Annotated in this window: 12 protein-coding genes; 1 reads left to right on the top strand and 11 read right to left on the bottom strand. The window is 32.7% G+C overall.

Features of this window, described 5'->3' with window-relative positions; genetic code table 11:
• Nucleotides 1–110: 110 nt before the first annotated feature.
• The 11 genes from KMW28_RS24485 to KMW28_RS24435 form a co-directional block, all read right to left on the bottom strand.
• Nucleotides 111–4,178, bottom strand: coding sequence for a hybrid sensor histidine kinase/response regulator transcription factor (locus KMW28_RS24485; RefSeq protein ID WP_169663547.1), 4,068 nt, complete (start codon nucleotides 4,176–4,178; stop codon nucleotides 111–113).
• Nucleotides 4,179–4,459: 281 nt separating this feature from the next.
• On the bottom strand, nucleotides 4,460–5,278 hold the full coding sequence (locus KMW28_RS24480; RefSeq protein ID WP_183363943.1) for a VanW family protein: 819 nt from the start codon (nucleotides 5,276–5,278) through the stop codon (nucleotides 4,460–4,462).
• A gap of 15 nt (nucleotides 5,279–5,293) precedes the next feature.
• A complete protein-coding gene (locus KMW28_RS24475; RefSeq protein WP_169663546.1) occupies nucleotides 5,294–5,878 on the bottom strand; it encodes a hypothetical protein in 585 nt (194 codons plus the stop codon).
• Between the two features lie 49 nt (nucleotides 5,879–5,927).
• Complete coding sequence (locus tag KMW28_RS24470) at nucleotides 5,928–6,605, bottom strand: outer membrane beta-barrel protein (RefSeq protein WP_169663545.1); 678 nt, start codon at nucleotides 6,603–6,605, stop codon at nucleotides 5,928–5,930.
• A 103-nt stretch (nucleotides 6,606–6,708) separates the two neighbouring features.
• Nucleotides 6,709–7,245 (bottom strand): hypothetical protein, encoded by a 537-nt coding sequence (locus KMW28_RS24465; RefSeq protein ID WP_169663544.1) that lies wholly within the window; start codon nucleotides 7,243–7,245, stop codon nucleotides 6,709–6,711.
• Nucleotides 7,246–7,511: 266 nt separating this feature from the next.
• On the bottom strand, nucleotides 7,512–7,970 hold the full coding sequence (locus KMW28_RS24460) for a hypothetical protein (RefSeq protein ID WP_169663543.1): 459 nt from the start codon (nucleotides 7,968–7,970) through the stop codon (nucleotides 7,512–7,514).
• Nucleotides 7,971–8,046: 76 nt separating this feature from the next.
• Nucleotides 8,047–8,856: an SDR family NAD(P)-dependent oxidoreductase gene (locus tag KMW28_RS24455; RefSeq protein WP_169663542.1), complete on the bottom strand. Its 810-nt coding sequence runs from the start codon at nucleotides 8,854–8,856 to the stop codon at nucleotides 8,047–8,049.
• A gap of 143 nt (nucleotides 8,857–8,999) precedes the next feature.
• On the bottom strand, nucleotides 9,000–9,329 hold the full coding sequence (locus tag KMW28_RS24450; protein ID WP_169663541.1) for a DUF805 domain-containing protein: 330 nt from the start codon (nucleotides 9,327–9,329) through the stop codon (nucleotides 9,000–9,002).
• 126 nt (nucleotides 9,330–9,455) lie between these two features.
• Nucleotides 9,456–9,959 (bottom strand): hypothetical protein, encoded by a 504-nt coding sequence (locus KMW28_RS24445; protein ID WP_169663540.1) that lies wholly within the window; start codon nucleotides 9,957–9,959, stop codon nucleotides 9,456–9,458.
• A gap of 132 nt (nucleotides 9,960–10,091) precedes the next feature.
• Nucleotides 10,092–11,297 carry an alanine racemase gene (locus KMW28_RS24440; protein ID WP_169663539.1) on the bottom strand — a complete coding sequence of 402 codons (1,206 nt, stop codon included), beginning with the start codon at nucleotides 11,295–11,297 and terminating at the stop codon, nucleotides 10,092–10,094.
• Nucleotides 11,297–12,628: a D-arabinono-1,4-lactone oxidase gene (locus KMW28_RS24435; RefSeq protein WP_169663538.1), complete on the bottom strand. Its 1,332-nt coding sequence runs from the start codon at nucleotides 12,626–12,628 to the stop codon at nucleotides 11,297–11,299. The genes KMW28_RS24440 and KMW28_RS24435 overlap by 1 nt, the downstream gene beginning before the upstream one ends.
• A gap of 450 nt (nucleotides 12,629–13,078) precedes the next feature.
• Between KMW28_RS24435 and KMW28_RS24430 the strand changes: the two genes are divergently transcribed.
• On the top strand, nucleotides 13,079–14,224 hold the full coding sequence (locus tag KMW28_RS24430) for an AraC family transcriptional regulator (RefSeq protein ID WP_169663537.1): 1,146 nt from the start codon (nucleotides 13,079–13,081) through the stop codon (nucleotides 14,222–14,224).
• Nucleotides 14,225–14,288 lie beyond the last annotated feature (64 nt).

Below are 14,288 nucleotides of genomic sequence, written 5' to 3'. Positions count from 1 at the left end.
TAGACGGACAGAAAAGGCGAGTAGTTATCAAAATTATTTTTTGTAAAACTACCCGCTTTTAATGATTCTCTTTAAACGATATATATCTAATCGTTGCTTTTTACTATCAATTAAACCATTTGTGTTCTTTCTTCTTTTTTCTTCTTTTTGAATTCAGCCGGCGTTAAACCATACTCCTTCTTAAACGCTTTAGTGAAGTAACTCTGACTGTTAAATCCAACGTTATACATTACCTCTCTTACGGTAATATTCTCGTCGTTACTTAATAAGTGAGACGCTTTTTCTAAACGATACATTCTTAAATATTCGTTGGCAGTGATGCCCGTTACTGCCTTAAATTTTCTATAAAATTGGATGTACGACATATTTACTTTTACCGATAGTTCCTCTACAGTAAACTCGTCGTTATCATAATCCTCTTCTAAAATCTTTTTGATGTCCTGAAGGAATTTTTCATCTTTTGTGAGTACTTTTTCTTTGTCAGCACTCATAATAATGTTCTTCTTAAGAATCTCTCTCTCCTTATCTTTCTGAGAGATGATATTGTTAATCTGTAGTTCCAATAAATACGGAGAAAACGGCTTACCAATATGTAACTGACCACCTTTTTCTAAAGCTTTCTGTCTACTACCCAAATCGCTCATTGCGGTTAAGAAAATGATAGGTACATGACTCGTCTGTACATTTTCTTTTAACTTCTCTGCCAATTCGTAACCATTCATTTTTGGCATGTTTACATCAAGAATAATCACATCAGGAGTAGCTTTTAAGGCGACTTCTAAGCCATCAATACCGTTTTCTGCGGTGTGAACTTCGTATTCTTCATGGAAAAGATTTTTAACCATTTTGAGGATCTCCACATTATCATCAACTATCAATAATTTATGTTTATCTCCTTTAATTTGTGCTTTATTTTGATCATCAGTAATCACATTTTCTACTTCTTCAATAATACCTTCTGATTTATCAAATTCTGGATGCAGAAGAGGAATACAGACCGTAAACTTGCTTCCTTTTCCTTTTTCACTATCCACTTTTATAGTACCATGATGCAGCTTAAGAAGTTGTTGTACCAAGTTTAGACCAATACCACTGCTTCCAAATAAAGTTTCCTCATTATCACCTCTATAGAATCTATCAAAGATTTTTTCGGTTTCATCTTTGTCCATTCCAAGACCTGTATCCGAAACTATCAACTGAAGTTCATCTTCTACTTTATCAATTGAGAAAGATACTTTTCCACCTTTTGGCGTATACTTAAATGCGTTAGAAAGTAAATTAAACAAAATTCTTTCCATGGTACCTTTGTCAATCCAACCATTAATCGGCACATGTTTTACATCGATGTTATAATCAATTTCTTTGTCCTTGGCATAGTCATGGAAAGCTTCTGCTGTTTTAGTCACAAAAGGAGTGACATCATGGAAAACCGGATAGATCTTCATTTCACCCTCACCTATCTTTCTGAAATCAATCAGTGAATTGGTAAGGTTCAATAAACGTTGACCGTTGGTATTGATATTCTCCACATATTCCTTTAAATCTTCTGGCAACTTCTTATCGTAAGTCAGCTTTTCTAATGGACTTAAAATTAGCGTAAGTGGTGTTCTTAGTTCATGACTGATGTTCGTAAAGAACTTCAACTTCGCCTCGTTGATTTCTTTGATATGTTCCTTGTCTTTCTTTTCTAATAAGATCGATTGCTTTAATCTAAATAAATATCTAAGATAGAAGACTACCCCTACCACAACTACTGCTAACAACAATGTATAAACAAGGTAAGCGAAAGTTGTTTTATACCATGGCTTTAAAACTGTAATCTTTAGTCTTTTGATTTCAGTGCTTTCTACTCCATCACTGTTTGAGGCTTTAAGTTCGAATGTATACTCTCCACTTGGCAATTTCACAAAATTGGCACTTTGCTGATTCTGCCCTGCCTGAATCCACTTTTTATCCACCCCTAGCATTCTGTAAGAGTATTGGATACCATTTTTAGCATTGTATTGCATGGCTCCAAACTCTAAGTTAATTTGATTCAGATCGTAAGGAATAACAATTTCATCTGTCTTATAAATAGGTTTCTGAAGTAATGTTACTCCCTCGTACTCCATCAAAGGATTAATTTCTTCATTTCTGATCTTCAATTTCAAAATCTGAGGGCGTGGTACGATTTCATCATCTTTAATATCCAATGGATTGAAAGCGGTAATCCCTCTAAGATTACCCATGAGGATAGTACCATCATCCATTTTAAAATAAGCACTTCTTCTGAAGTTATCAGCAAGCAAGCCGTCGCTTACATCGTATACTTTAATTTGTTTTGACTTAGGGTAGATTTTTGCGATTCCGCCATCTGTAGAGATCCATAAAGATTCGTCGGTACCATCTACAATACTGTAAACTACATTGTCTGGCAGACCATCTTTTTGTGAGAATAGCTCGTATTCTACCACTTTTCCGTTTTTGAATTTGCACTTATAAAGACCGTCGCCAAAGGTTCCTACCCAAAGCACATCTTTCTCGGACTTAGAACGGTGCATTACAAAAATTCTACTCATATAGAATTCTGCCTCTTCATTATCCGTTACTTTGTTTACCTCGAATGTATCAGAAAATGACAGATAGAACAATCCCTTGTTGGTACCTAAATAAAGTCCTTTATCATTATCATTTAATATTTGAATGACCATGATGTTCTTCAACAAATCTATATTCTTAATTAAGCTATTGGCCTTTGTTACTTTTTTTGTTTGTTCATCCATAAGGAAAAACTGACCATAAGCGTAAATAATTAGCGTATTATTGATCTTCTCTACAATATCAACATGATAGATAGAATGTTTAGTCTGTGGAAAAATACGATCGAAGTTACGGTGATCCTCATCTGTTACATACAATCCTGTAGATGAAGAGATGTAGACTTTATCATCAATTTTCTTGATGGAAGAAATAGATGTATTATCAAAATAGGATTCAAAATCTATCTGTTCTGCATTCTCAAGTTTAAATCTCTCATTGCTGATATTCAGACCTTTTCCATAATGCCCCACCCATAGTTTCTGATTTTTATCGATAAAAATAGAATTGATAAGGTTAGAAGAAAGGCTTTTAGGCCTGTAGTAGTTATTCGAGATATTATGGAAAGGCTTCTTCATTGGGTTTAGAATACTAATAGATCCGTGCCCTGTAGCGAACCAATATGTTCCAGAATCATCCAATAGAATATCGTTAATAATATTACTTGATATAGATGAGTTTTCTACCGTGTTGTAGTAATGATTAAATTTCTTTGTGTGTGTATCGTAAGAGAAAACACCATCTGCATGTGTAATTACCCAAACAATACCATTTTGATCGATCTTAACTTGCTTAATTGAAGCATTTTTAAAAGCAGCTTCCTCTGCCTTAATTTCTAAGGTATTGACCAATTTGATTTTTTCCCAATTCAGTTCAAATTCAAAAATCTTTTTCTTAGAGGTGATGTACAATTTATCATTCACCAAATCAACAGTACTAGACCAAAAACCATTCTGATGAAGATCAGTCGCCTTTAAAGCATACTGTTTAACATATTCTTCTCCATTATACTGAAAAACTTCTATTTCATTATAATTTAAGAGATAAAGCTTTCCATTATTTACATTTACCGAATGATAATGTACTCCAGATTTTTCGGTCTCTTTAATGACTTCCGAACTCAATTGGTAATGTTCGCCAATAGTCACCTTATGGAGTTTGTGAGTCGTTAATATCAATAATTGCTTGTCGTCTATTGATTGAATTTTTTTAATCCTCTCATCAGGAGCAATCAGTTTATTAAAATTCTTTGGAGTGATAAACTTCTCGGTGTTCAAATCGTACAATGACAACCCAGTAGAAGTCACCAACCATAAGTGCTCGTTAGCGTCTTCGAATATCGATTGAATCGAACTATTTATTAAAGTATTTTCTTCTCCCGGCTGATGGATAAATGACTTGAACTCATTTCCATTATATCGGAATAATCCATTAGGGGTGCCCAACCAAATAAATCCAGATTTATCTTGATGTATAGAAGATACTGTATTTTGATTCAGACCATGGATATCATATATCCTATCAAAACGGTTGTTTTTTAACTCTGCATTTACTGATATATTAAAGCAAAGCAGTAGTAAAAGTAGATTTAATTTATTCATTTCTTTCAGTTCGTCGTCAAAAAAATAGGTCAAAGGATGGTTAAACCCTTGATAGTACCTCAAAATTGCAGTATTTATAATTACCGTACTAGTTTGCTTATATCTTTCATTAGCTCAAATCTTACATAAGCAGCGTTTTTTTGTTAATGAAGACGTTGTGAACTGTATTAGAGATAAGGTGAAGAAAATTTACAGGGCTATTTCGCTTTTTTGATTATTCTGACGATAAGAAGAAATGATAAAAGTGCAATTATTAGAATGCTTTTTAAGTTTTGTGATATTTAAGAAATTTCCTGATACTCATCAGGTGTATAAAGCATCTTGCCATAATTCTCATATAATAACTCATTATCTAATAATTTCCCGCTTTGGAATTTAGCAATTTTCTTTCTCCAAATTTTGTTTGTTCGATAAAACTCACTCCCTTTTTTTAAAAACTGATGATCTGTTTCGTAAACGTGGTAGGCAAAATCTAATTCTTCATTTACTCTAATTTCTCCGTCTATTGTCTTTTCAGTCATCCATAAATTAATTTGAAAGGTCCACTCTGTATTATTCGTCAATTGGAAATCTAAATAATTATAGAAAATGGCAGAACCACTAGCCCAAGGCAATACTCTACCTTGGTCAGGAAATGGGTCAATACTATGATGATGCCTTTCTGATACAGTCAATGGACTATGCAATGCTAACCAATGCAATAAATTGGTACTTTGACAAATCCCTCCACCTATACCTGATTGAGCCTTTCCAAAAGATAACTCCATCCCTTCTTTAAAACCTCTTGATTTTGTTGGTCGACCTACTAAATGGTAAAAAGAGAATGTTTCCCCGGGCTTAATTATTAAACCATTTAAACAACCGATGACAATTTTCAGGTTTTCTACCTTATTGTATTGTAAAGTTAAATCTGTTTCGCCGAGTTTTCTTATCAATTTAGATTGATGTTTTTTAACCCGATAAGGTAATTTATCTACTTGTCGATTTTGAGCATAAGTTCTTCCATCAAATTGCATGGACACTAAACGAATTATTCTTCGTATCCATATCGAAATAAAATAAAAAATGGGATGTCTTTGCGATAGAAGTTTTTTGCTCATACTTTGATTGTCTGATTAATAGGTACTCAAATCCGTTAACTTAGATTGAAGCTCTAAAATCCCCTTCCTTTCACTCTCTTTTTGAGAAGAAGTCAATTTTTCTTCTAACAATAAATATTCTTTTTTATAATGAAGAAATTTCTCAGTTGTGGTAAAATCTAATAACCAAGTTTTAAAATCAGACAAATCGTTTTTCTGTTGCAATTCTGTATAAAATTCTTGGATAGCATCAAGATTAAAATGGGTGCTCGTTACATATTCAATTGGAGTATCTATGAAGATATTAAAAACCACTGGATCATTAAAAAATGTGGTTAACACCATTTTCTCTGCTTCCTTTTTCTTTTTATTTTTAAAATAGATAATTGAAGACATTATCCAAAGGGTAGGAAAACCATAATCATCCGGAAAGTTTTTTAGAAACCATCTTAAATAAGTAGCTCCGCCTTTATAATCTTGAATTTTTAAATAGAGTTCGAAAGGTGCGTATCGAAGTCCTCGTCCATCATGATATCCGCCAAAACGTCTTCTTTCATCTGAAAGTGCTTTACGGATTTTCTTAATTTTATTCTGAACTCTTTCTATTTGTTTTGGTGTCATAGGATCTTTACTTAGAAACTCATAAAATATTCTATTTCAAAACTAATAATTAAAAAATCTGATACCCAACTTGTAATCGATAAGTAAAGTTTCTATTAGAGTAAGTCGTATTAAATTCCGAGAATTCATCAGAGTATTCAGTACTAATATCTCTGTATAAACCATAATCCATTGATGCATTTACAATAAATCTTTTCTTTTGATACCCAACTCCAAAATTAAAGCCATAATCTAAATTTCTAGAGAAAGACATTTTTCCTAGGTCAAAAGGTTCTGGAATATTATTTATCACTAATTCAGATTTAGAATTATCAGATATAAGTATATTAAGGTATGGACCAAAAAGTATAAAAACAGATGAAGATTTTAAATCAAATTTATATTTAAAATTTAATGGTATCTCCAAGTGATACTCTTTAGTATTTGTATTAAATCCATAACGACTATTAAGACCAAGGTCATTAGGCAGATAAAAATATTCCTCAAAATATTCTCGTTTATAGGCAAACATTAATTTTGGGAAAAAAGAGAAATTATTTTTAATTGGGATATCCTTTGAGGCCCCGATTTGATACCCTAATTGGTATTTTGTAGGAGCAATATGATTCTCTTTTGGTTGATTCAAATCTGAAAGATTCGTTCCCGCTTCGATATAAAAACCTTGTGCGGTTGCTAGATTTGAAAAAAGAGTAACTGTAAATAATAAAAGAAGAAATTTGTAATTCATAGTTAGATTTTGATTAGTTATTCTGATTCTGCTCATTTTAAATAGTTGTAATAAGTTGCAAACTTATACGATTTATAAGTTCGTAGTGACTTTATATATTTTATTAAAGCAACTTATTAACGTCAGTGCTTTTTAATCCTAGACTCAACAATATCTTTAGATTTTCATTATGTTTATTTTTTCCAATACCAAGTGGTTCTGTTAAAATAATATTATAATACTTACTATTATAATTAAACAAGTACGTAGTTTGAATTACCTTTGTCAACTTACCTTCTTTTTCAACCGAAAATCTTTTACATTTTGTCTTATTTAGATAGATATCTTTAAGGTTCTCAGTCAATAAATTATTACTATCTAATAATACATTATTGTAAAGTGCATCTACATATTCTTCAAAAGTTTTGATTCCATAAAAACTGGATTGTACGGAATCTGTATTTTGTAGAAGTATACTCGAACCACCTCCTTCTAAAAGTGAAATATCTGCAATACCAAAAACAATTGAATTATCATTAATTTCAGTCCAATTAGAAGGGTAATCTAATGAAACACCAACGCTTTCAAAAGTTAAAGTCGTTATTTCATTATCACAACTAAAAAAATAAAATGACAGAAGTAGGATTAAATAGTTTTTCATTCTGTTTAGTTTTATATATCAAAAAATTGTTTGCTACGTTAAAACTCTACTAATATAAGTTTAAACGATAATGTATTAGTAATAAGTATACAAACTTATACTATGCTTTTGTTCGTAATGACAACTACGTCTTAATACTACGAACAGTGAAGTTAATCAACCGTCTCAAAACTTAGAACATCCATCTTATCATCATTCCGATATTTCAATTTTATTCTTGTTGAGTCTTCATCATATGATACTGAGACTTCTTCAATATTATATTTCTAGAAAGCATTATGGTCTGTTATTCTTTTCTCGAAAATGAATTCCTTTTGGTAAACTTCTAATTGAGGAGGTCCTAATACCCCAACAAAACGAGTTTGAACTTTAAGCTGATCATCTTCATAATATATTTTGTCTACAGGTATAAAAAGTTGACCTAGTATAGAAAATACGATAACAGGTCCTAAAAAGGGTATAAACGTAAATAATGATATTCCTATTGGTAAAAAGGAAAAGCCTTTAAAATACCAAAACCCCCACTTTTTCATAGCTTCTTTTTCTGCAATTAAATGAAATAAAATCCCACTTAAAAAAAAGATAAGTATGATCATTCTAGAAGTCCATTTCCCTCTTAAACCTATATTAAAATTGATGAATATTATAGCAATAATTCCAGTTAATGAAAAAGAAAAATAATGAGCTAACTTTAAATGAATAGATACCTTATGTGATAAATTCAAAGGCTTATTTGTGCTCCAATAATACAGAAATAAACTATAGAGCACTGTAAATAGCATAGTAAGAAAGATGTGCATCTTATTTATTCTTTTTCATTATCACCCGTATCACCAAATCACTTATCCAAATATTCATCGATGGAAAAATGCCCTGAGTTATTGCTACTAACTTTGCTTTAAAGCCAGGTATGATCATATAACTCTTTTTTGATAAACCTTTCAACATCATCTTACAAGCATAGTCTAGTTCAAGATTCCCTGCAAATTGCTTGAGTACCTTCGCTACTTTAGGAGATTCCAATCTTTCCTTTTCTACAAGTGGAGTGTCAATTTCTGGCGGACAAGCTACCGAAACATTTACACCTTCCGGCTTCCATTCACTTCTCAAAACACCTGCAAATCCCAATGTGGCAAACTTTGAAGCCGAATAGGCAGAGTATCCGTAATTGGTGACAATACCTGCTAAAGAGGCAATAAAAAGTAATTGTCCATTTGTCTTTTTTAAATAAGGAAAAGCCACTTCTGCTACATTACGACTCCCAAAAATATTGACGTTGATGGTTTCTTTGAAATCGTCTTCAGAAAATTGATTAAAGGCGACACTTCTACCAATGCCCGCCGAATGAATGACTACATGAGGATCTCCAACTATTGATTGTGCTTTAGAAAATCCTTCAATTACACTATCAACTGATGTCGTATCTAAAGAGATTGCTGCAACACTATTTTCATTTGTACTTTCAGATAGTTTGCTTTCTATTTCTGATAAGTTTTTTCTTCCAAACACCACCACATTAGCTCCTGACTTCAGCAATTGTTTGCTCATTTCAAGCCCAATACCACTTGTTCCACCAGTAATATAAATGTTTTTGTTCTTGTAGTATTTCATGAGAAAGAGTCTTTCAGATTAAAGAAAAGGTCAAACAATATGATGAAGGAAGAAAGAAATTGTTCGCTGTAAATGTGAAGAATATAATTTGCAAAAAAATAGTATAATGAGATAATAATGATCCCATTATACTATTTGATGGTTTAGATTGTTTCTGATTTTGGATCAGCTCCATACTCGTTATCACCATGATCTCCTTCTTGTATAGCAAGAATAAGATTGTAAATAGGAATAAGGATGTACCACCCGCTTTTGCTAACATCATGCATTCTTCTTACCGCAACACCAATTGCAGGTAATAATATCAACAATGAATAAAGGTTAGCCAATTCTGGATAGCCCAACATACCACAGATAAATCCGCAGACAAAAGAAATGATGGCATTGATTAGAACAAACATCCAATACTCTTCTCTTCTTGCACGTCCGCTAAATGTGGCATAGTTCTGTAATACTTTAAAATAATAGTGCATTTTTGGCTTTTAGTTTAAAAAATAATAGAGTTAAAAAAATTGTATTTATTATGTTGTGAATTTAACAATTTAGACCTGCTTCTCAAAGTTAATTTTTCGTTAATCACTCATAAGAACGTTAGGTGACTAACGCTGAACTTCTTTCTTTAATTCAGAAGTATATTTAGTGATTGATGTATGAGAAAATCCTTCGATAAATAGTATTCCCAAGAATAAAATAGCGACTGCATAAGATATACCTTTTAATAAAGGCATATTGATAAATAATATGATAATCAATACCGCCACTATAAATGCTGTGAAGGTAAGCTGATAGAGTAAAAAATCTTTATCCACCTTCTCCATACGTTCGTACTCAAATTGGACAAATTCTGTTACATCTTTCTCGTAAATAGCTTGTGAGCTTAATTGTGTTTTATTGCAAAAACTATAATAAGATACTCCCCCTACAATAATAAATATTCCAGAAACCAATGCTCCCCATTTCATACCGCTTGACATTGGAGTTTTAGCGACAAAAAATGTAAAGATTCCAGCCAATATCACCAAAATAGAACCTAGTATAATAAAGTTAATTCCCACCCACTTTTGTGCTGTTGTATAGGCTTCCAAAGATTGTAAAATGTTCATATCAAATTAATTATATTTCAGATTGTTTCTACTACAAATTTATGGCTATAAAGAGATGTATGCTAAATACAATTTACTGATATTCTTACACAATTCATCGTTTATCTATAGTGTTATCCAAAGAGTTGTTTTTCAATTATTGTTCATCAACTCCCATTCATCAACGATTTTTTGATTTTTAATGATAACCAACTTACCAAATTGTAAAAACACAAACTCACTTTGATGAGGGCGTAGAAAGACAAAATCATCCACTTCTAAATTTGTGTTTTTGGGAGCATTGACCATCGTTTGGTTCGTCGATACACCATAGAGTTTATTTTCTTCCAACTGTTCTGGATAAATATAGTCGGCTTTCCAATATCCACCGTAAATGAAAAAAGATTGCGCATTCTTCTTATTGATGAAAGGCATAAACTTTTTCAATTTTTCTAATCCAGGAATTGCTGTTCCTTTCATTTTTTTTAGAACAGGTGCTGCTATAAAACAGGCCGGCTGATAATTATGCAAAGTAGGTATGTCGAAGGTAGTTGGTTTAACAAAACAGGAACCTGCTGCAATATCATTTAATGGTGAAGAAGCTGAATTGTGTAGACTTGCCGTTGGGCTACCTGCTCCGTTAAAAGTGAGATGATCCTTCCATAGTTGAGGGAATTTTTCGCATACCAAAGTCTTACATTCCTCATAGAATTCGTTACTCCTTTTTAAAGAGGTTTTTTGAGATCGTATGACCGAAGGAATTTTAACCACATGCGGATCGTACCCCATAAAACCACTAAATTCTATTTTATCGGAATGCTCACTTATAAGAGTTAGCGTTTCATTCAATGCATCAAATGAGTGGAATCCTCCACGATGTAATCCAATATCGATTTCTAAATTTAAGCGAAGCGACTGACCTAATTTCTCTGCTAACTGTAAATACTGTAAAGCCCTTTCTTTGGTATCAATAAGCCATTGTATTTGAGTAAATGGATTGAAATCAGGATTGTTTTTTGAAATATATTTATAGAAATAAGCCGCTGTTTTTACAGGCATTGGTTTGCCTATCAAAATGTCTGCTTGATGATCTAACTTGCTGGCCAAATCACTTAAAAAGGGTTGATGAAAAACCATATAGCGATTGGTTTGCAACTTATTCGCTATGTAAGCAATCAAAGGATAAGAAGGTAAAGACTTCACCACTATCCGAAGGTGTGCTTCTGTCTTCAATTCTTTTTGTAATAATTGAATATTTTCATCAATACGATCAAGATCAAGCATTAAAAAAGGTATGGCTCGATTCCCTTCTTTCAATATAGAATTAAGTAATTCGAAATAGTTATTCTCTAAACCCATTATCCAATAATTTTCTTTAAATACGAATTCGTGAACATCCCGTCTGGATCTTCATTTTTTCTAACAGCATCAAATTCCATGAATTTAGGATAGAGTTCTGTCACATCTTTCTGAGTAATGGTATTTAGTTTACCCCAATGTGGACGACCGCCATAGGCTCTTAAAATTGATTCTAAAGCCTTGAAATATTCTTTGTAGCTCTTCTTATTATAAACATGACAAGCAATGTATACTGAATCACGTTGATATGCTGGACTCATAAAAATATCATCTTGTTTTACCCAGCGATTTTCGATTGGAAAATGAATAGGATACTTCCCTGAGTTCACCAACTTTATCACTTCCTTCATTACCTCTTGATAGGCTTCTGCTGGTACACTGTATTCCATTTCAGTAAATTTTACTAACCGCATGGTGGCATATACTTTATGACTATGGTTTAATTTTTCCATCGTTGGGACAGATTGAGCAATGATTTTCGAGACCAATTTATTTTGGGAGGGAAATAATCTAGCAAATTCACATAATCCCTTAAATGTATAGTTTTCTAATAATAATTCGGAGAGGTAATTCAATAGATTGTCTTTATCGGGCTCTCCGCTTTCGACAATGTTAGAAGATTTAGTCCATACTGTTTCGGTATAAGGGAACCAATAATATTCAAAGTTTCGGTTAAGCGTATTCCTCTCCTCAATACTGGATAAAATTGTATTGAGGCCTTCTTTTCTATTTTTGATGAGCAGTTTATAAGTTGGAACACATTGTAGGGTCACCTCAGTGATGATCCCTAATGCACCTAAAGAAACTTGAGCAGCTTTAAATAACTGAACATCTTTTTCAAGCGAACAGGTTTTAATTTCACCTTTTCCATTAATCAGTTTAAGTGATATAACCTGTGAGCTGATGGTTCCAAAAGAGGTTCCTGTTCCGTGAGTTCCTGTGCTAATTGTGCCTGCAATAGACTGAGAATCGATATCACCAAGATTTTCCATAGCGAGTCCTTCTTTCCAAAGAAGCTCTCCCAATAGTTTTAATTTGGTACCTCCTTTTACAGTCACTTGTTGTTTATTTTTATCAACATGTACTAGACCCTGATAATTATCTAGACTCATCAAAATCTGGTTTGTCTGACATAAAGCACTAAAAGAATGCCCTGTTCCTATTACTCGAATAGTACTTCTTTGGTTGGCTGCTTTTAAGACTAATTTTTGGATTTCAGTTTCTGTTGATGGAAAATCAACTTGTTTGGGATTAAATTCAACATTCCCTGCCCAATTTCTTTTTAGTTCTAGTGTATTTAACTGGTTTTCATTTTGATCGAGCCTAAACATTGAAAATTTGTTTTAGTGTTTATCAATTCATTTGCTCAACCAAAATACTTAACAAGTTTAAATGATCAAAGTTAAAAGTAGACTATTCTAATTTAGAATACGATAAGAAATAATTAATTCAAACAACGGGGGTGAAACAATTTTCTCCTCATTTCTTGTATCGTAATCTTAATTGACAGACAAAAACATTATATATTGATTTAGGTTAGAAATTTATTCTCCTTTTCATCATTTATTCAACACAACTTCTATTGAACTTTGGTATTAAGTCGCGAACTATTTGAATATATTTTAGCCCCTTTGGTATCTGCACAGCTTTTTCTAACAATCCTTTTGTACTTCATTGTTGTGAGAAAAAGAATTTCTGCTGATTATAGATTATACCTTCTTTTTTTGTGCTCTTTTGTTCTGTTTTTAATCGGGAGAATCTCTTGGGTATATTCCTCTGAAGTGGAAGCCATACTTGTACTTTATGCAAGAATGCTGCTTTTATTAGGTATTGGTATTCCCTCCTTACTCATAGCCACTTCGAAACAAAGTGGACTCCCTGCCACACGAACGTTGTATGTTCTGCCCTATGGAATTGGTGGAATATTAGCCGTTGCATACATCCTATTTTACGACTACGGTTCTTTAAGGTGGTTCTTTAATGAGTCAGCAGAAGAAGTTTTTAATGGTATTAATGCAGCCCATCAAATTCAGATAATTGGAGCGATAGTTCAATTAATCATTCCGTGCTCTTTATTGATCATCAAAGAGATGATAGGAAAACGACAATTGAAATTATTATTGTTCCTTTCTGGTGGACTTATATTTGGTTTGAGCTTAGTTATTGGTGTAGGAACGAAACCTCAGAATATTGGTTTGTATTATATCGCTTCTATTCCTGTGGGGATGATGTGGATTTGGGCCGTATTCCTTGATATCAAAGATATGAAAGGTAAAGTGGGCTTGCTCAAAGAAGAATTGCAGTTGGTGATTAAGTCGAATACAAGTGAGAAAACCAAAGATATACGAGTATTGCTAGAAAACTTAGAAGGTGTATCACATGGCAACTTAGATGTCTACAAAATGCGTATTCGGGAAATTTTAAATATGCTTACCGATACCACTATTGAGGCTGGCGGTGATACCGATTCTTTACTTCAAAGAAATGTAGATAAAACCAAAGCTATCCAACACAGTAAGGATGCGACCCAGGTGAAAGAGATTATTTACAATGAAGCGGTGGAACTTTCTGAAATGATATCTGATATTCCTCAACAGAAAAATGCTTTGGCCGTGAATAAAGTGGTCGACTATCTTAAAGGGAATTTCTCAGAAGATATTAGCGTAGACGAAATAGCTAGAATGGCCGGTTTGAGCAAGGCACATTTAATGAGGGAGTTTAAAAAGAACATTGGTCAGACGATCCTTCAATATCAGACAAAACTTAGAATAGAGGCTTCACAGAACTTATTAATTCATCAAACTGTAACAGAAACAGCCTATCAAGTAGGGTATAATAATCCGAACTATTTTAGTACAGTTTTTCGAAAAGTAACGGGGTTTAGTCCTATTGAATTTCAGGAAAAAAATAGAAACACTACTTTATAATTTACTGAATATCAATCAAAGCATTTATTTTAAGATGCTTTAAGCATAATTTTGAAGATCTTTA

It is taken from the genome of Flammeovirga yaeyamensis (genome assembly GCF_018736045.1).
Taxonomy (GTDB): domain Bacteria; phylum Bacteroidota; class Bacteroidia; order Cytophagales; family Flammeovirgaceae; genus Flammeovirga; species Flammeovirga yaeyamensis.
Note: the sequence above shows the minus strand (reverse complement) of the source record. Positions and strands in the feature narration are given on the sequence as shown.